Origin of the sequence: Prescottella equi (assembly GCF_002094305.1) — a bacterium.
Classification (GTDB): domain Bacteria; phylum Actinomycetota; class Actinomycetes; order Mycobacteriales; family Mycobacteriaceae; genus Prescottella; species Prescottella equi.
Map to the genome: position 1 here is coordinate 25,250 of NZ_LWTX01000013.1, position 17,994 is coordinate 43,243.

Here is a 17,994-nt window from a genome sequence, read left to right on the forward strand (position 1 = left end):
ATGTGACGAGCGACGGCGGGGGCCGGACATGACCGAGGAACCACGAGGTACCGATCCCGCCGTCGCCCCCGGGCAGCAGGCGACCTTCAGTCACCGTCAGATCCTGGCGATCCTCAGCGGCCTGATGCTCGGCATGTTCCTCGCCGCGCTCGACCAGACGATCGTCGCGACCGCGATGCGCACCATCGCCGACGACCTCGACGGCTACGCGCTCCAGGCGTGGGTGACCACCGCCTACCTGATCACCGCGACCCTCGTCACCCCGCTGTACGGAAAACTCTCCGACATCTACGGCCGCAAACAGTTCTTCATGGCCGCGATAGTCCTGTTCGTCATCGGCTCGGTGCTGTGCACCTTCGCGCAGTCGATGTACATGCTCGCGGTGTTCCGGGCGATCCAGGGCCTGGGCGCCGGCGGCCTGTTCTCCCTCGCCCTCGCGATCGTCGGCGACATCGTCTCCCCGCGCGAGCGAGCCCGCTACCAGGGCTACTTCCTGGCCGTGTTCGGCACGTCGAGCGTCCTCGGCCCGGTGATCGGGGGCCTGCTGTCGGGGCAGCCGTCGATCCTGGGAATCGCCGGTTGGCGGTGGGTGTTCCTTGTCAACGTCCCCATCGGACTGGTCGCGCTCGCCGTGGTGTGGCGGGTTCTGCACCTGCCGCCCGTGCACCGGCCGATGCGGATCGACTGGTGGGGCGCCCTGGTCCTCGCGGTCGGCCTGGTGCCGATTCTCGTGGTCGCCGAGCAGGGGCGCGCGTGGGGCTGGACCAGTCCGGAATCGTTGACCTGCTACGCGATCGGCGTCGTGGGCGTGCTGGGATTCGTCGTCGTCGAGTACTTCATGAAGGACGCGGCGCTGTTCCCGCTGCACTTCTTCCGCGGCCAGACCTTCGCGCTCGGCGTGCTCATCAGCTTCCTGGTGGGCGCTGTGATGTTCGGCGCGATCACCGTCATTCCGCAGTACCTGCAGGTGGTGCAGGGCTCGAGCCCGACGCTCGCCGGATTCCAGATGCTGCCCGCAGTACTCGGCATCGCGATCGGCTCGGTGGTCTCCGGCCAGTTGATCGCCCGCACCGGCCGCTACCGGATCTTCACGATCGTCGGCGCCGTCCTCATTGCGGTGGCCGCGCTGCTGCTGCACTCGGTGACCGCGCACACCAGTCTGTACGTCTTCATGACCTTCATCTTCGTGCTCGGGCTCGGGCTGGGAAACCTGCTGCAACCGTTGACCCTCGCGATCCAGAACGCGCTGCCGCCCAAGGACATGGGCGTCTCCACCGCATCCGCAACATTCTTCCGGCAGATCGGCGGCACGCTCGGCGTCGCATTGTTCCTGTCGATCCTCTTCGCCCAGCTGACGCCGTCGATCACCACGCAACTGCAGGACGCCGCCCGGTCATCCGAATTCCAACAGGCGGTCGCGGCCGGTGCGAGCAGCCCGAACCCGGTGGAGGCCGAGATCGCTCGCGGCCTGATGAGCGGGGACCCGAGCGCCGCGAGCGCCGCGATGAACGACACGTCCTTCATCGAACAGCTGAACCCCACGCTCGCGGCCCCGTTCAAGGACGGATTCGCGATCGCCTTCGAGGCCGTCTACCCGCCGATCGTGGTCCTCGCCGTCGTGTCGCTGGTGCTGATCCTCATCTGGCGGGAAGTCCCGCTTCGGCAGAAATCGGGTGTGGACGCCGACGAGTCCGTCGACAGCTGACACGTCGGCGGCGGTTCGTCCGTCATCGGCCCTGGATGCCGATACCGTTGAGCTTCTGCGGGTTACGGACGAAGTCGATCGAGGTGACCAACCCCTCGGTGATGCCGAGCGCGACGACGCCGTCCAAAGCGTCGCCGACGAAGACCAGGAGTGCCGGGTTGTGGTTGACGACGGTGGCGCGCATGGTCTTGTGCTGTCCCTGCGCCGCGATGCCGGACAGGAAGGCGGCGATCGCCTCGGCGCCGACGACCGGTTCGAGTGCGGCCCGGACGATGCCGCCACCATCGGCGGTGAGGACGGCATTCGGATCGAGGACGCGCAGCAGCCCTTCCAGATCTCCGGACGTCGCGGCCTCGGCGAAGGCGTCGACGACACTGCGGTGCACCGTGGGATCGATCGTGAATCGTGGCTTGCGGGAATCGATGTGGTCGCGAGCGCGCGAGGCCAGTTTCCGACAGGCTGCGGGGTTTCGGCCCAGCGCCGTACCGATCTCGGTGAACGAGAGCCCGAACAGGTCGTGCAGGACGAACGCCGCGCGCTCGGCCGGGGCCAGCGTCTCCAGGACGACCAGCATCGCCCACGAGATGGAGTCGGCCAGGCTGACCGCGTCGGCCGGATCGGCTGCCGTCTCCACCGGCTCCGGCAGCCAGGGGCCGACATAGCTCTCACGCCGGCTCCGCGCCGAGCGCAGCACGTCCAGAGCGAGGCGGGAGGTCGTGGTGACCAGCCATCCGGTGAGGTCGTCGATCTCGTCGAGGTTGCTGCGCTGCAGGCGGATCCAGGCTTCCTGGACCACGTCCTCGGCCTCGGTCACGCTGCCGAGCAGCCCGTAGGCCACGCCGACCAGGCGTGGCCGCAGGGCGTCGAACTCGGATGCGACGGACATGTCAGCCCCACTGACCGGGGGTGTAGCCGCCTGCCGGCGTGGCCGCGATGACATTCATCCGATTGTAGGAGTTGATCAACGCGATCAACCCGACCAGCGCGGCGAGTTGGTCCTCGTCGAAGTACTTGGTGGCGTTGGTCCAGACGTCCTCCGGAACGCCGCCCGCGGCGTCGGCGATGCGGGTGCCCTGCTCGGTCAACTCGAGCGCGGCGCGCTCCGCATCGGTGAAGACGGTGGCCTCTCGCCAGGCTGCGACGAGGTTGAGGCGCAGCGCCGACTCGCCGGCGTGGGCGGCGTCCTTGGTGTGCATGTCGGTGCAGAAGCCGCAGCCGTTGATCTGGCTGGCACGGATCTTCACCAGTTCCTGCGTCGTGGCGGGCAGCGTCGAGTCGCCGATCACCTTGCCCGCCGAGTTGATGTACTTGGTGAACTTGGCGGCAGTGGCGTTGCCGAAGAAGTCGAGTCGAGCGTTCACGGTACTTCCTCCTGATGCGTTGTTTCGCGGTCGGAGGGAGGACGGGGCGGGCGCGACTTGTGTGACCTGTTGTGAGGCAGGTCACAACATAGCCGGCCTCGTGGGGCGGCGGCTCGGCGGGCGTCAGATCCGCCGCATCACCGAGACCACCTTGCCGAGGATCACGGCCTCGTCGCCGTCGATGACCTCGTAGGCGGGGTTGCGCGGCTCGAGCAACACGTGCCCGTTACGGCGTCGCAGCACCTTCACCGTCGCCTCGCCGTCGATCATCGCGGCCACGATCTCGCCGGAGTGCGCCTCCTCCTGGCGGCGCACCACCACGGTGTCGCCGTCGCAGATCGCTGCGTCGACCATCGATTCGCCGCGCACCCGCAGGGCGAAGACGGTGCCCGAGCCGACCAGCTCGCGCGGCAACGACAGCATCTCGTCGGCGTGCTCCTCCGCGAGGATCGGAGCGCCGGCGGCGATGTCGCCGACGACCGGGACCGTCACCGTGTTCTCCGTGGACCGTCCCGGCGCCGAGCCGGCGAGGAACGGGCGCACGTCCAGCTGTCGGGTCATCGACCCGCCCCGGCGCAGGAAGCCCTTGTCCTCCAAGGCCTTCAGATGCTTCGACACCGTCGACGTGGACCGCAGACCCACCACGTCCGCGATCTCACGGGTACTCGGTGGGCACCCGTGCCCGTCCACCCAGTCCCGGATCGTCAGCAGGATCCGCTGCTGACGCGGCGGCAGGGTGGAGGCGTCGAGGCCGCCGAACATGTCGAGATCGTCGTAACCGGTCACCCGGCGAATCGTAGTGGGGGCGTCGGACGGCGCCGGAAGGCAGCAGAAACAGCGAGGGGCGGGACCACCATCGTGGCCCCGCCCCTCGCAGACGAACTCAGTGTCCGCCGTTGGCCTTCAGGCGCTCGACGGCCTCCGTGATGACCTTCTCGGCCTCGGCCCGACCGACCCAGTCGGCGCCCGTGACGTGCTTGTTGGGCTCGAGATCCTTGTAGTGCACGAAGAAGTGCTTGATCGCGTCCAGCTCGAACTGCGCGACATCCGCCAGATCCTGGATGTGATCCCAGCGCGGGTCGCCCGCGGGGACGCACAGCACCTTGTCGTCGCCGCCGGCCTCGTCGACCATCTTGAACATGCCGACCGGGCGGGCCTCGACGATGACGCCGGGGAAGACCGACTCGGGCAGCAGCACCATCGCGTCCAGCGGATCGCCGTCTTCGCCGAGGGTGTTCTCGATGTAGCCGTAGTCGGCCGGGTAGCCGAAGGAGGTGTAGAGGTAGCGGTCCAGCTTCACGCGGCCGGTCTCGTGGTCGACCTCGTACTTGTTGCGCTGGCCCTTGGGGATTTCGATGGTGACGTCGAACTCCACGTCATGTCCTCACTGTCTGGGTCTACTGGCTGTCTGCCTAGCCCGCCTGGATCGACGGTTCGGGAAAAGGGTAGCCGGTCGGCGATACTGTGTGATGCGGGCGCCGGAAGCAGTGGGAACTGCGCGCGAGGCGATCTGGGTGGTCCGCGGAATCAGCGGCGAGAGATTTCGGAGGGACGTTGGCGGGCGACGGGAAGAAGAAGATCGGCGCACTGGCCGGACGCCGCCGCCGAAATGTCCGGATCCTGATGTCGCTGGTCGCCGTGCTGATCGTCGCAGTCGCGGCACTGACGATCGTCCTCGTCCAGAAGGACACCTCCACCGCGGCGGACGGCGCCACCACCACCTCCGCCGAGCCGTCGCCGGTCACCGCGACGCCGCAGGTGGCACCGGTTCCCGACGACGCGCCGATGCCGACTCCGGCCGCGCTCGGTGCGGTCCTCGCCCCGCTGGTGTCGAATCCCGCGCTCGGCGCCTTCACGGGTGTCGTCGCCGACGCCCGCACCGGCACCACCTTGTGGAGTCAGAACCCCGACACTCCGATGACCCCGGCGTCCACCGCCAAGATCCTCACCGCCGCCGCCGCGATGCTGTCCCTGTCACCGGACCATCGGGTCGAGACCCGCGTCGTGCAGGGTTCGCGACCCGGCGAGCTCGTGCTCGTCGGCGGCGGCGATCCGACCCTGACGGCCCAGCCGGTCGGCCAGCCCAGCTACTACCCGGGCGCGCCCCGGATAGCCGACCTCGTCGAGCAGATCCGGCGCGCGGGTGCGGAGGTCGACAGCATCGTCGTCGACATCAGCGCCTACGCCGGCCCGACGATGGCGCAGGGCTGGATGCCCGAGGACGTCGCCGCCGGCTACATCGCGCCCATCGAGTCCGTCATGATCGACGGCGCGCGGAGCGACCCGTTCGCCGAGGAACCGCCGCGCAGCGCCACCCCGGCACTCGACGCCGGTCGTGTCCTCGCGCAGGCCCTCGGCATCGATCTCGCCCGAGTCGCCGTGGGCAAGGCCGAATCCGGCGCCGCCCCCGTCGCGAGCGTGCTGTCCGCGCCGTTGCGTGACCGGCTCGGGCAGATGATGCGTCGCTCCGACAACGTGCTCGCCGAGACGATCGCCCGCGAGGTCGCGGTCGCGAAGAACTCCGAAGCATCCTTCACCGGTGCGACGGAAGCGATCGGGAAGACGCTCTACGACGCCGGATTCAAGACCGACGGGCTCACCCTCCACGACGGCAGCGGGCTGTCCGTCGACGACCGGGTCCCGGCCCGGCTGCAGGCCGACATCCTCACCGCGGCGGCGGGGGAGACCAAGCCGCAGCTGCGGCCGATGCTCGACGACCTGCCCGTCGCCGGTGCCACCGGCACCCTGTCCGACCGCTACGCGTCGGGCGACCGGACCGGCGCCGGCTGGGTGCGCGCCAAGACGGGAACGCTCTCGGTCGCCAGTGCGTTGACCGGGTACGTCGTCGACGTGGACGGTCGGGTACTGACGTTCGCGCTGATGTCCAACGATCGTCCGCCGGAGGTGAGCCGTCCCGCACTCGATGCGGTGGCGGGTGCGCTGCGGCTGTGCGGCTGCAGGTGAGGTAGCAGGTAGCAACCGGAAGTGGGTCGAGAGGTGACGGAGCCCGAGCACGGATTCGCGAACGCAGTGGACTGGGGTGTCGCCGCGCGCGCCGGTGCCCGCCTGGCCCCGGCCGGACCGGCCACGTCCCGCTACACCGCGGAGAGCGTCGTCGCCGAACTCGCGCAGGCGTCGATCCGCGCCGAAGGACCGGTCCGCGACGTCACGAGGCTCGCCGACGGGCTGCCGATCCCCGAGGCTCAGGTCCTCGATCGGGCCGGCTGGATCCGCGCCGCCGCGCAGTCGATGGCACAGCTCACCGGTTCCGATCTCGAGGCCGGGCAGAAGACGCTGCTGGCCGGCAAACCCGGCGGACTCCAGGCCGGGGCGATGCTGGCGTTCCTTTCGTCGGCCATCCTCGGCCAGTACGACCCGTTCACCGGTGAGCACGGCGCACTGCTCCTCGTCGCCCCCAACGTGTTGCAGGTGGAGCGCACGCTGCGGGTTCCGCCCAGCGACTTCCGGCTGTGGGTGTGCCTGCACGAGGTCACGCACCGGGTCCAGTTCTCGTCGGCGCCGTGGATGGGCGACTACATGCGCCGGTCCGTCGCCACGCTCGGCGAGGCCGCCGACGAACCGATGACCGAGATGGTCACCCGGCTCGCGGGTGCGCTGCGCGAACGCCGCCGCGACGACCTGCCCCCGGATCAGCGCGGCATCGTCGGACTGCTGCGCGCGACACAGGCCGAGCCGCAGCGGCAGGCGCTGGACCGGATGCTGATGCTCGGCACGGTGCTCGAGGGCCACGCCGACCACGTGATGGACGCCGTCGGACCCGACGTCGTGCCGTCGGTGGTCCGCATCCGCAAGGCGTTCGACGCGCGCCGTCACCGCAAGAGCAACCCCGTCCAGCGCGTCGTCCGTGCGCTGCTCGGGATCGACGCCAAGATGGCGCAGTACGTGCGCGGCAAGGTGTTCGTCGACACCGTCGTCGCCAAGGTCGGGATGGACGAGTTCAACGCGATCTGGTCCGGCCCCGACGCGCTGCCCGTCACCGCCGAGGTCGACGATCCGGACGCGTGGATCGCCCGGGTCCTCGGGTGAGCGCACCGTCCTCGCCGCCGCTGCTCCCGGAGGAGCCCGCGATTCTCGAGGTCAGGCACGCGGTGCGTGCCTGGCTGGCCCGGCACCACCCGGCGGGAGGTGTCGTCGTGGCGCTCTCCGGCGGCGCGGACTCGCTGGCGCTCACGGCGGCCGCGGTCGCCGAGGCACCGTCGGTGCGGGCCGTCGTCGTCGACCATCGCCTGCAGGACGGGTCCGCCGAGGTCGCCGCCGCCGCGGCCGCCCGCGCACTCGAGTTCGGTTGCGCCGGCGCCGACGTCGTGCCCGTCGACGTCACCGGACCCGGGGGGCTCGAGGCCGCCGCCCGCGCTGCCCGCTACGCAGCCCTCGACGCCGCGCGCGCCGGGCGCCCGGTACTGCTCGGCCACACCCTCGACGACCAGGCCGAGACCGTGCTGCTGGGCCTCGCTCGCGGCTCCGGTGGCCGGTCGATCCGCGGGATGGCCGGCTACGACGCGCCGTGGGGTCGCCCGCTGTTGAGGGTGCGCCGCGACGTCACCCGTCGGGCGTGCGCCGAGCTGGGCCTGGTCGCGCACGAGGATCCGCACAACGCGGACCCGGCGTTCACCCGGGTCCGATTGCGCACCGAGGTGCTGCCGCTGCTCGAGGACGCCCTCGGCGGCGGTGTCGCCGAGGCGCTCGCCCGGACCGCCGAACACCTCCGCGAGGACGGCGAGGTCCTCGACACACTCGCCGAACGGGCCGTCGCGTCCGCACGTGACGGAAATGACCTCGTGATCGAGTACCTGGTCGACGTTCCGGTCGCCGTGCGGCGCCGCGTCCTGCGGCTGTGGCTCCTCGACCTGGGAGCGAAGGCATTGACGGACAAGCAGTTACGTGCCGTCGACGCCCTCGTCGGCCGCTGGCGCGGGCAGGGCGGCGTCGCGCTCGGCGGCGGGAGAACGGGAGTCAGGTTGGTTGCATCCCGGCGGCGTGGCAGGCTGTCCGCGGGGTTCGTGAACGACTGAAGGGAATGCTCCGTGTACGAGGGCGACATCGCATCGGTACTGATCTCCGAGGAGCAGATCGAGGAGCGCACAGCCGAACTGGCCGAGGCCGTCGCCGCGCGCTACGCCGACGAATCGATGCAGGACGACCTGCTGCTCGTGGGTGTCCTCAAAGGCGCGATCTTCTTCATGACCGACTTCGCGCGGGCCCTGCCGATCCCCACCCAGATGGAGTTCATGGCCGTCAGCTCGTACGGCTCGTCGACGTCGTCGTCCGGCGTGGTGCGGATCCTCAAGGATCTCGACAAGGACATCGCCGGCCGGCACGTGCTGATCGTCGAGGACATCATCGACTCCGGACTGACGCTGTCGTGGCTGATGCGCAACCTCCGCACGCGCAACCCGGCGTCGCTCGAGGTCGTCACACTGCTGCGCAAGCCCGAGGCGTGCAAGGTCGACGTCGACGTCGCGCACGTGGGCTTCGACATCCCCAACGAGTTCGTCGTCGGATACGGCCTCGACTACGCCGAGCGCTACCGCGACCTGCCCTACATCGGCACCCTCGACCCCAAGGTGTACGGCGGATAGGTCCCCTGGGACACGACGCGTTCGAGTGCCCGCAGATCCTCCTCGAGCAGGCGGAACAGCCAGTACACGAGGACGAACGCGATGACGCCGCCCACGCACAGCACCCGGACGGCATAGATCACGACGGAGATCTCGTCGGGGGACAGGAACGTCACCCCGGCCACCCCGACCAGCGGCACCGACGCGGCCACCGCCAGGTACATGGTGCTGCGCCGGTCCAGTCCGCGGAGTCGCCGCTCGTCGCTGCTGCTGGTGATGCCGTGCGGCAGCAGTGACGGGTACAGGCAGCGCACGGCGTAGAATGTGACCAGGAAGAACGGGTACGCGACGGCGATCGCGCCGCACACGATCTGGGATCCCAGGAAGTGCACGTACGCGCCCTGCGGGATGCTGCCGGCCGCGATCTGCAGCGACACCGGGAACACGATGCCCGCCACCAGCCACAGCGCGAACACCACGGCGACGATCCGGTCGCCCATCAGCAGCGTGTCGGCGCGGGCGCGGGCGAGGGTGGCGGCGTCGTAGGTGCGGCCCTTGCGCAGACCACGGGGCACGGAGATGACGTAGCGGCAGAAGTAGACGATCAGTACGAACCCGAGCGGGAACAGCACGCTGTTGATCACCCGCGAGACCTCGACGAACCGTTGCTGCGCCTCCGCGGACAGTTCGCTGATGATCAGCGTCTGGTTGTGGTGGTAGTTGTACATCGCCGCCAGCGCGTTCGGGACTCCCGCGCCCAACGCGACGATCGGGATCATCCACGGCCGCAGCCGGTACCGCCAGCTGGTCGGGGGCGGGTCGACGAGGTCGCGGGCGCGTGCGTCGAGGCACAGGTCGAACTGCTGCGCCAGCTCGGCCCCGGTGGCCCATCGACCGTCGGGATCGGGGGCGAGGCACGTGAGCAGGACGCGGCGCAGCGCGGCCGGACAGTCGTCGGGCAGCTCGTCGCGGAACTGTGGGTCGATCTCGCGGCGGCGCAGCCCGAGCATCCGCTCGAGGGAGGTCGCCGACTCGCCTGCGCCGCTCTCGTCCGCGAACGGACGCCGCCCGGTGAGCAGCTCCCACAGCATCACCCCGAGCGCGTAGATGTCGCTGCGCGCGTCCAGATCGGCCGCCGATCCGGGCATCTCCGGGTGGCAGGCCTCGAGCTGCTCGGGGGACATGTAGGCCAGCGAGCCGCCGAAATACGCGACCGGGCTGGTGCCCGCCACGCGATCGCTGAAACTGATGTTGAAGTCCGCGAGCTTGGGCACGCCCTCCGACGTCAACAACACGTTCGCGGGTTTGATGTCGCGGTGCAGCACGCCGTGCTGGTCGGCGTAGTCGAGCGCGTCGGCGAGGCGTCGGCCCAGCCACGCCACCGTCTCGGGCCACGTCAGCGTGGCGATCTCGTCGCGCACGCTCGAATCCGACGGCCGGATCTCGCCCTTGCGCTCGAGGACGGCGTCGATCGACTCGAGCAGCAACCGTCCCGTCCGGGGATGCCCGGGCGGGTGCTCGCGCACCCGGCGCAGCACGTCCAGCAGGGTGCCACCCGGGACGTACTGCATGTACAGCAGCTTCAGCTCGCGGTCGGCCAGTTGGCGTTGGTCGAACACCCGCACGATGTAGTCGTGGTCGAGCTGGGCCAGTGTCTGCGGTTCGGTGCCGTGGTCGTGGGAGATCTTCACCGCTACCAGCCGCTGCATCGACCGCTGCCGGGCCAGGAAGACCCGGGCGAACGATCCGCGGCCGAGCCCGGTCAGCAGGTCGAAGTCGTCGATGTGGTCGCCGACCTCCACCTGGTCGAGCGCATGCTGCGCGCCCGGCTGCGCGACGAGGGTGCTGCGGTAGTCGCCGGCGCCGTCGAGCACGTCCGTCAACCGGTCGGCGTGCTCCGGGAATTCCCGTGCGTACTCCGCGACGTCGACGGTGTGCCCGCCGCGCCGGCGCAGGTGGAAGTCCTCGTAGATGAGGTCGGGGGGCAGCGGCTTCGACCGCAGTTCGGGGAACTCCTCGCAGTACGACGCCAGCGATCTCGGTCGGTCGGCGCGCAGCAACCGGTACTCGAGATCCACCTTGATCAGCTCGACCAGCGCCGCCCGGCGCAGGGCGTCGCCCACCGGCAGACCGCCGGGGAGGAAGTACTCCAGGTCCGGCGGAGTGCCGTCGCCGGGTGCTTCCCATGCGGACGCGAAGCGGGCCACGACATCGGCCAGGAACGACACCGTCCGGGTTCCGGGTTCGGCCGGCTGAACACCGGTGACCGTCGACGCCGCGGCTCTCGTGGCGCCGGCGGTCGATTCGACTGAACCGTCCATCACTCGTCACCGTCCGAAGATGGGGAGTGCAGAAGGGTGGGTACAACTCACCCCTCGGGGTACTCGAAATCTTATCGCCGACGGACGGATACTCGGCAGGTGCGAGATCATCTGGTCGAGGAGTTCACCGCCACGTCGATCGCAGCCCGGGTCCGCGCGGGTGAGCTGTCGCCCGTCGCCGCCGTCGAGGATGCGCTAGGCCGGATCGAGCAACGGGACCCCCGGATCAACGCCTTCGTACGGGTGATGCGGGACCGCGCGCTCACCGAGGCGCGCAGGCTGACCGAACGCGAGGATCTCTCCGATCTGCCGCTCGCGGGAGTGCCCGTCGCGATCAAGGACAACGTGGAGGTGGCCGGCGAACCGATGCGGGACGGCTCGGTGGCCACCAGCCCGATGCCCTCGGCCCACGATCACCCCACCGTCGCGCGGCTGCGGGCGGCCGGGGCGATCCCCGTGGGGCTGACCGCGGTCCCCGAACTGTGCGTGTGGGGCGCCGTCGACTCCCCGGGGCGGATCACCCGCAATCCCTGGAATCCGGCGCTCGTGCCGGGCGGATCGTCGGGTGGCTCGGCCGCGGCCGTCGCCGACGCGATGGTGCCGATAGCGCTCGCCGCCGACGGGATGGGATCGATCCGGATTCCGTCCGCCGCGTGCGGCGTCTTCGGTTTCAAGCCGGGCCGGGGACTCGTCCCGGCCGAACTCGGTGTGCACTCGTGGTTCGGGATGTCGGAGAACGGCCCCATCGCGTCGACCGTCCAGGACGCGGCCCTGATGCTCGCGGTGCTCGCCGATCGGCCGGACCTGGCGCAGGTGCCCGCACCGCGGCCGCTGCGAATCGGGGTCGCGACCAACACGCCGTCGCCGATCGTGCGGTTGGACGGTGAATGGGCCCGGGGTGTGGAGGCGACGGCGGCGCTGCTGGGCGCTGGCGGTCACCACACCGTCGGCACGAAGGTGCCGTATCCGCCGAACATGACCGCGGCGTTCGCCCGCTGGTTCGCCGGCACCGCGGCGGATGCCGCCGAGTTGGACCCGGCGTTGCTGCAGCGGCGGACCCGACGCCACGTCGCGATCGGACGCGTGGTGGAGAGGGCGGGCCTGGTCCGCCCCTCTCAGGTGGAGCGCCTGGAGGCGCGGATGCGCCGGTTCTTCGACGAGCACGACGTGGTCCTGACGCCCTCCCTCGCGCAGCCACCGCTGCCCGCCATCGAGTGGAGTGAGAAGTCGTGGGCGGCCAACGTAGTCGCAAATGTACGATATGCCCCGTTCAGTGCGCTCTGGAACGTCCTCGGCTGGCCGGCCGCGAGTGTTCCGGTCGGCATGCACAGCGGGTCGGGAACACCGCTCGCCGTGCAGATCGCCGCGCCTCCCGGAGGCGAGTCGCAGATTCTCGCGGTGGCCGCCGAAATCGAGCGTCGTCAGGGATGGTCGCGGCACCCCGGTGTGTGAGATGCGGCACGAAACGGATGGCCACGGCCCCCGATCGGCTCCGGCCGGGAACCAGGACGGCACCGTCGTGCGTTGAACGCAATGACCCCACTTCTCGGAGTGGATGGCTGCTACCAGGCATCGAGCATCATCGTTCGCGGTAATCTGAGATGTCCGGACAGCCGGGAGTTGATTTGTCCGGTACGCCGGACTGATGACCCGTGAACCTGCACGAGCGTAGCCCGCACTACCGAAAGGACCGGCCGCCGTGGCCGAACCTGTATGAACCGCAAGACTGTGTTCCGCAACCTGGCGATAGTCGCCGGCGTCCTGTTGGTGATCTACGCCTTCAGCTACTTCGGTAACGACACGCGCGGCTTCAAATCGGTCGACACCTCCGTGGCGATCGCCCAACTCGACGCCAAGAACGTCGACAAGGCGCAGATCGACGACCGTGAACAGCAGGTGCGCCTGTGGCTCAAGAACGGCGACGACGCCACCGACGGCAAGACCGAGATCATCGCGAAGTACCCGAGTGCCGCCTCCGAGCAAGTGTTCGACAAGGTCGCCGGGTCCGGGGCGGAGCAGTACAACACCAGCGTGACGCAGGAGAGCTGGCTGACGTCGATCCTGCTGTTCGTGCTGCCGATGATCATCCTGCTCGGCATCTTCTTCTTCGTCATGAACCGCATGCAGGGCGGCGGGCGCGGCGGAATGATGGGCTTCGGCAAATCGAAGGCCAAGCAGCTGTCGAAGGACATGCCGAAGACGACGTTCGCGGACGTCGCGGGCGCCGACGAGGCGGTCGAAGAGCTGTACGAGATCAAGGACTTCCTGCAGAACCCCGCGCGCTACCAGGCGCTCGGCGCCAAGATCCCCAAGGGTGTGCTGCTGTACGGGCCCCCCGGCACCGGCAAGACGCTGCTGGCGCGCGCCGTCGCGGGCGAGGCCGGCGTGCCGTTCTTCACGATCTCCGGTTCGGACTTCGTCGAGATGTTCGTCGGTGTCGGCGCATCCCGCGTGCGCGACCTGTTCGAGCAGGCCAAGCAGAACAGCCCCTGCATCATCTTCGTCGACGAGATCGACGCCGTCGGCCGCCAGCGTGGCGCCGGACTGGGCGGCGGACACGATGAGCGTGAGCAGACCCTCAACCAACTGCTCGTCGAGATGGACGGTTTCGGTGACCGCCAGGGCATCATCCTGATCGCCGCGACCAACCGCCCCGACATCCTCGATCCGGCCCTGCTGCGCCCGGGCCGCTTCGACCGGCAGATCCCGGTCGGCGCCCCAGACCTGGCGGGCCGCCGCGCGATCCTGAAGGTGCATTCGCAGGGCAAGCCGATCGCGCAGGATGCCGACCTCGAGGGCCTCGCCAAGCGCACCGTCGGCATGTCCGGCGCCGACCTGGCGAACGTCATCAACGAGGCGGCCCTGCTGACGGCCCGCGAGAACGGCACCGTGATCACCGAGGCGGCGCTCGAGGAGTCCGTCGACCGCGTGATCGGCGGCCCGCGCCGCAAGAGCCGGATCATCTCCGAGCACGAGAAGAAGATCACCGCGTACCACGAGGGCGGCCACACACTCGCCGCCTGGGCGATGCCGGACATCGAGCCCATCTACAAGGTGACGATCCTGGCTCGCGGGCGCACCGGCGGTCACGCCATGACGGTGCCCGAGGACGACAAGGGTCTGATGACGCGGTCCGAGATGATCGCCCGCCTGGTGATGGCGATGGGCGGACGCGCCGCCGAGGAACTCGTGTTCCACGAGCCCACGACGGGTGCGTCGTCCGACATCGACCAGGCCACCAAGATCGCCCGTGCGATGGTCACCGAGTACGGCATGAGCGCCAAGCTGGGTGCGGTGCGGTACGGCCAGGAGCAGGGCGATCCGTTCCTGGGTCGCTCGATGGGCATGAACTCCGACTACTCGCACGAGGTGGCCCGCGAGATCGACGAGGAGGTGCGCAACCTGATCGAGGCGGCGCACACCGAGGCGTGGTCCATCCTCAACGAGTACCGCGACGTCCTCGACATCCTGGCGCGCGAACTGCTCGAGCGCGAGACGCTCACGCGCAAGGATCTGGAAGAGATCTTCACGTCCGTCGAGAAGCGTCCCCGGATCACGGCGTTCAACGTGTTCGGCGAGCGCACGCCGTCGGACAAGCCGCCGATCAAGACGCCGCGCGAGCTCGCCGTCGAGCGGGGCGAGACGTGGCCGCCGGTTGCCGAGCCCACGCAGGCGATCCCGCAGCCCGCGTTCGCGCACCGGGAGTCGACGGCTCCGGTGAACGGGCACGACGCGACGGATCCGAACCGGGCGCCACGGCCCGAGCAGTCCTACCCGCCGGGCCAGCCTCAGGCGCAGCAGCCGCCGCACGGCACGATGCCCGACTACGGTGCCCCGGCCGGCTGGTCGGCGCCGGGTTGGCCGCCGAAGGAAGGCGCCGACAGCCGGAATCGGCCTCAGCACGGTGGCTGGCAGCAGTACCCGCAGTGGGAGCCCCCGAATCCGCAGCCGGGCGCCCAGGGTGCCCGACCTGGGACTGAAGGGACCGGACGGTCTGATGACGATGCTCGGACGCAGGCATGGGAGGGGCCGAGCGGCTCGCAGTAGTCGGCTCGCAACTAGGCTTGGCCCTGGCGCACTCCTACCTGGGTGGGCCAGGGCAGTCAGCCCCGATACTGGAGGTGCGGTCGGTTGTCGGTGAATCAGCTGGGGAGCGAGTCGGTCGCCCTCGCCACTGGGAGGCCTTTCGATCAGGCGCGCGCGGAAGCGGCTGTTCGCGAGTTGCTGCTCGCGGTCGGTGAGGACCCCGACCGCCCGGGTCTGCTGGACACCCCGGCGCGCGTCGCACGCGCGTACCGCGAGGTCTTCGCGGGTCTGTACACCAACCCCGACGACGTCCTGAACACGACCTTCGACGAGGGACACCAGGAGCTGGTCCTCGTCCGCGACATCCCCATGTACTCCACGTGCGAGCACCACCTGGTGTCGTTCCACGGTGTCGCCCACGTCGGCTACATCCCGGGTCCGGAGGGTCGCGTGACCGGCCTGTCGAAGCTCGCCCGGTTGGTCGATCTGTACGCCAAGCGTCCGCAGGTGCAGGAACGGCTCACCAGCCAGATCGCCGACGCGTTGATGGCCAAGCTCGCTCCGCGTGGCGCCATCGTCGTCGTCGAGGCCGAGCACCTGTGCATGGCCATGCGGGGCATCCGCAAGCCCGGCGCCAGCACGACGACGTCGGCGGTGCGGGGACTGTTCCAGTCGAACTCTGCTTCGCGTGCCGAGGCGCTGGATCTGATCCTGCGCAAGTGATCGCCTTACCGCGCCCCGGCCGCCCCGTCGTGATGGGCGTCCTCAACGTCACCGCCGATTCCTTCTCCGACGGTGGGCAGTTCCTCGATCGGGACGCGGCCGTCGCGCACGGTGTGCACCTGCACCGGCTCGGTGTGGACATCGTCGACGTCGGTGGCGAGTCCACCAGGCCGGGTGCCGCCCGCGTCGATCCGAAGATCGAAGCGGAGCGCGTGGCCCCGGTCGTCGCGGCTCTGGTGGACGAGGGTGTGACCGTCAGCGTCGACACCATGCGGGCTTCGGTTGCGCAGGCTGCGATCGAGGCGGGCGTCACCATCGTCAACGACGTCTCGGGTGGGCGTGCCGACTCCGACATGGCCCGCGTCGTCGCCGACGCCGGGGTGCCCTGGGTGCTGATGCATTGGCGGCCCGCGGGCGAGTTCGTGCATGCCGGCGGCTCGACCCACTACGACGACGTGGTGCGCGACGTCCGCGACGAGCTGATGGTCCAGGTGGACGCGGCGATCGCGGCGGGGGTGGATCCGTCGGCGCTGGTGCTGGATCCCGGTCTCGGCTTCGTCAAGGACCCCGACCACAACTGGCAGTTGCTGCACGCGCTTCCGGAATTCGTCGAACTCGGCTTCCCGGTGTTGATCGGGGCGTCACGCAAACGTTTTCTGGGATCGCTGCTCGCCGACGCCGACGGGGTGGTGCGGCCGCCGTCGGGGCGGGAGACGGCCACCGCGGTGATCTCGGCGCTCGCCGCGATGCACGGCGCGTGGGGCGTACGGGTGCACGACGCGCAGGCCTCGCTCGATGCGATCGCGGTGGCGTCGGCGTGGGCGCGAGGTGCCCAGAGTTGATTCTCGTTTGTGCCAGGAGGTGGCGGTGAGCGGTGGCGGTAGTGGCCCGGATGTCCCGGAAGTCTCGGGTGATCGCATCGAGTTGCGGGGACTGAAGGTCCGCGGCAACCACGGGGTGTTCGACCACGAGAAGCGGGACGGTCAGGACTTCTACGTCGATGTGACGCTGTGGATGGACCTCGCTCCCGCGGCGGCGTCGGACGATCTCCAGGACACCTTCGACTACGGCGACCTGGCGCAGCGCGCCGCCGCGATCGTGGGTGGCCCGGCGCGGGATCTGATCGAGACGGTCGCCGCCGAGATCGCCGACGACGTCATGCGTGACGACCGCGTTCGCGGCGTCGAGGTGGTGCTGCACAAGCCGTCCGCCCCGATCCCGCTGACCTTCGCCGACGTCGCGGTCGTGGCGACCCGCTCGCGCGCCGGCGCCGGGATCCGCCGATGAGCCGGGCCGTCCTGTCCATCGGATCCAACATCGGTGACAGCCTCGCCCACCTGCAAGGTGTGGTCGACGGTCTCCGGGAACACGTGGTCGCGGTCTCCCCGGTGTACGCGACGGCCCCGTGGGGCGGCATCGAGCAGCAGGACTTCCTGAACGCGATCGTCGTGGTCGACGACCCCGGCACCGATGCCCACGGCTGGCTGCGGCGCGGGCAGGAACTCGAGGCCTCGGCCGATCGTGTCCGCGAGCAACGGTGGGGCCCCCGCACCCTCGACGTCGACGTCGTCACGTGCGACGGCATCCGCAGCGACGACCCGGAACTGACACTGCCGCACCCGCGGGCACACGAGCGTGCCTTCGTCCTCGTGCCGTGGCTCGCCGTCGAACCCGATGCGACGCTCGACGTCGACGGGGTGGACGTGCGGGTGGACGAGCTGCTCGCGCAATTGGACGCGAGTGAAAGGGACGGAGTTCGGCGGACGACGCAGCGACTGGAACTACGGTAACTGTGATGAAGCCGACCCGGATCTGGGACCTGTTGTCACTGTCGCTGCTCGCGGCAGTGGCGACGTGGCTTCTGCTGCGGGTCGCGTACGGCTCGCTTCCCCCGATCCCGGTCTATGCCGGGGCGTCGCTGTACCCGGTTGCGCTCATCGAGACGATTCTCGCTTTCGTCGTCCGCTCACGTGTGCGCGAGCACGCGATCGGTGACGGGCCGAGGCAGCTGCACCCGATCACCGCGGCCCGGGCGGTCGCGCTCGCGAAGGCATCCGCACTGGTCGGAGCGGCGAGCGCGGGTGTCTGGGCAGGGTTTCTGGTGTTCCTGTGGCCACAGAGGTCGCACCTGCGGGCGGCCGTGTCCGACAGTTCGGGCGTCATCGTCGGATTGATTGCGGCCGTTTTGCTGGTGGCTGCCGCACTGTGGCTCGAGCACTGCTGCCGCACGCCCGACGACCACCCCGACGAGCCGGCGCATTGAGCGGCACACACCTCGG

General features: G+C 69.7%; 17 protein-coding genes. 12 read left to right on the forward strand and 5 right to left on the reverse strand.

The features are described from left to right. Positions 1 to 28: 28 nt before the first annotated feature. Positions 29 to 1,705, forward strand: coding sequence for an MDR family MFS transporter (locus tag A6I89_RS22510; protein ID WP_022593936.1), 1,677 nt, complete (start codon positions 29 to 31; stop codon positions 1,703 to 1,705). Between the two features lie 22 nt (positions 1,706 to 1,727). Here the strand turns inward: A6I89_RS22510 and sigJ are convergent, their stop codons facing one another. The 4 genes from sigJ to A6I89_RS22530 form a co-directional block, all read right to left on the reverse strand. After that, positions 1,728 to 2,591, reverse strand: a complete 864-nt coding sequence (sigJ, locus tag A6I89_RS22515) for an RNA polymerase sigma factor SigJ (protein ID WP_022593937.1) — start codon at positions 2,589 to 2,591, stop codon at positions 1,728 to 1,730. A gap of 1 nt (position 2,592) precedes the next feature. After that, positions 2,593 to 3,066, reverse strand: a complete 474-nt coding sequence (locus A6I89_RS22520) for a carboxymuconolactone decarboxylase family protein (RefSeq protein WP_013414772.1) — start codon at positions 3,064 to 3,066, stop codon at positions 2,593 to 2,595. Between the two features lie 123 nt (positions 3,067 to 3,189). Then, positions 3,190 to 3,852: a transcriptional repressor LexA gene (gene lexA / locus A6I89_RS22525; protein ID WP_022593938.1), complete on the reverse strand. Its 663-nt coding sequence runs from the start codon at positions 3,850 to 3,852 to the stop codon at positions 3,190 to 3,192. Positions 3,853 to 3,949: 97 nt separating this feature from the next. Beyond that, positions 3,950 to 4,441, reverse strand: a complete 492-nt coding sequence (locus A6I89_RS22530) for an inorganic diphosphatase (protein WP_005515761.1) — start codon at positions 4,439 to 4,441, stop codon at positions 3,950 to 3,952. Positions 4,442 to 4,620: 179 nt separating this feature from the next. Here A6I89_RS22530 and dacB point away from each other — a divergent pair, with 179 nt between their 5' ends. Genes dacB through hpt form a run of 4 tightly spaced genes read left to right on the forward strand, consistent with a single transcriptional unit; the run spans position 4,621 to position 8,666 of the window. Continuing rightward, the gene (gene dacB / locus A6I89_RS22535) at positions 4,621 to 6,030 is read left to right on the forward strand and encodes a D-alanyl-D-alanine carboxypeptidase/D-alanyl-D-alanine endopeptidase (RefSeq protein WP_022593940.1); all 1,410 of its coding nucleotides are present in this window, start codon (positions 4,621 to 4,623) and stop codon (positions 6,028 to 6,030) included. A 33-nt stretch (positions 6,031 to 6,063) separates the two neighbouring features. Beyond that, complete coding sequence (locus A6I89_RS22540; protein ID WP_005515757.1) at positions 6,064 to 7,113, forward strand: zinc-dependent metalloprotease; 1,050 nt, start codon at positions 6,064 to 6,066, stop codon at positions 7,111 to 7,113. Beyond that, complete coding sequence (gene tilS, locus A6I89_RS22545; protein ID WP_232244886.1) at positions 7,110 to 8,099, forward strand: tRNA lysidine(34) synthetase TilS; 990 nt, start codon at positions 7,110 to 7,112, stop codon at positions 8,097 to 8,099. Before A6I89_RS22540 ends, tilS begins: the two co-directional genes overlap by 4 nt. Positions 8,100 to 8,111: 12 nt before the next feature. Then, positions 8,112 to 8,666, forward strand: a complete 555-nt coding sequence (gene hpt, locus A6I89_RS22550; RefSeq protein ID WP_005515752.1) for a hypoxanthine phosphoribosyltransferase — start codon at positions 8,112 to 8,114, stop codon at positions 8,664 to 8,666. Here hpt and A6I89_RS22555 read toward each other — a convergent pair. Next, the gene (locus A6I89_RS22555; protein WP_022593946.1) at positions 8,627 to 10,966 is read right to left on the reverse strand and encodes a serine/threonine-protein kinase; all 2,340 of its coding nucleotides are present in this window, start codon (positions 10,964 to 10,966) and stop codon (positions 8,627 to 8,629) included. The two genes, hpt and A6I89_RS22555, sit on opposite strands and share 40 nt — an antisense overlap. Before the next feature lie 99 nt (positions 10,967 to 11,065). On the opposite strand from A6I89_RS22555, the gene A6I89_RS22560 reads away from it, so the two are divergent. The 7 genes from A6I89_RS22560 (at position 11,066) to A6I89_RS22590 (ending at position 17,978) form a co-directional block, all read left to right on the forward strand. Continuing rightward, a complete protein-coding gene (locus A6I89_RS22560; protein ID WP_022593947.1) occupies positions 11,066 to 12,418 on the forward strand; it encodes an amidase in 1,353 nt (450 codons plus the stop codon). Positions 12,419 to 12,679: 261 nt separating this feature from the next. Beyond that, positions 12,680 to 15,013: an ATP-dependent zinc metalloprotease FtsH gene (gene ftsH, locus A6I89_RS22565; RefSeq protein WP_005515749.1), complete on the forward strand. Its 2,334-nt coding sequence runs from the start codon at positions 12,680 to 12,682 to the stop codon at positions 15,011 to 15,013. Positions 15,014 to 15,097: 84 nt separating this feature from the next. Next, positions 15,098 to 15,715: a GTP cyclohydrolase I FolE gene (gene folE / locus A6I89_RS22570; protein ID WP_005515748.1), complete on the forward strand. Its 618-nt coding sequence runs from the start codon at positions 15,098 to 15,100 to the stop codon at positions 15,713 to 15,715. Positions 15,716 to 15,747: 32 nt separating this feature from the next. After that, positions 15,748 to 16,557 (forward strand): dihydropteroate synthase, encoded by an 810-nt coding sequence (gene folP, locus A6I89_RS22575; RefSeq protein ID WP_044990435.1) that lies wholly within the window; start codon positions 15,748 to 15,750, stop codon positions 16,555 to 16,557. Positions 16,558 to 16,582: 25 nt separating this feature from the next. Next, positions 16,583 to 17,002, forward strand: a complete 420-nt coding sequence (gene folB, locus A6I89_RS22580) for a dihydroneopterin aldolase (RefSeq protein ID WP_022593951.1) — start codon at positions 16,583 to 16,585, stop codon at positions 17,000 to 17,002. Then, positions 16,999 to 17,505 (forward strand): 2-amino-4-hydroxy-6-hydroxymethyldihydropteridine diphosphokinase, encoded by a 507-nt coding sequence (folK, locus tag A6I89_RS22585; protein WP_022593953.1) that lies wholly within the window; start codon positions 16,999 to 17,001, stop codon positions 17,503 to 17,505. Before folB ends, folK begins: the two co-directional genes overlap by 4 nt. A gap of 5 nt (positions 17,506 to 17,510) precedes the next feature. After that, the gene (locus A6I89_RS22590; RefSeq protein WP_005515741.1) at positions 17,511 to 17,978 is read left to right on the forward strand and encodes a DUF3180 domain-containing protein; all 468 of its coding nucleotides are present in this window, start codon (positions 17,511 to 17,513) and stop codon (positions 17,976 to 17,978) included. Positions 17,979 to 17,994 lie beyond the last annotated feature (16 nt).

Excerpts from the sequence above, each read along its gene's own strand:
- A6I89_RS22510 (WP_022593936.1), top strand. The coding sequence starts at position 29 with ATGACCGAGGAACCACGAGGTACCGATCCCGCCGTCGCCCCCGGGCAG.
- folK (WP_022593953.1), top strand. The coding sequence starts at position 16,999 with ATGAGCCGGGCCGTCCTGTCCATCGGATCCAACATCGGTGACAGCCTC.
- A6I89_RS22555 (WP_022593946.1), bottom strand. The coding sequence starts at position 10,966 with ATGGACGGTTCAGTCGAATCGACCGCCGGCGCCACGAGAGCCGCGGCG.
- sigJ (WP_022593937.1), bottom strand. The coding sequence starts at position 2,591 with ATGTCCGTCGCATCCGAGTTCGACGCCCTGCGGCCACGCCTGGTCGGC.
- ftsH (WP_005515749.1), top strand. The coding sequence starts at position 12,680 with ATGAACCGCAAGACTGTGTTCCGCAACCTGGCGATAGTCGCCGGCGTC.
- A6I89_RS22590 (WP_005515741.1), top strand. The coding sequence starts at position 17,511 with ATGAAGCCGACCCGGATCTGGGACCTGTTGTCACTGTCGCTGCTCGCG.
- folP (WP_044990435.1), top strand. The coding sequence starts at position 15,748 with ATGGGCGTCCTCAACGTCACCGCCGATTCCTTCTCCGACGGTGGGCAG.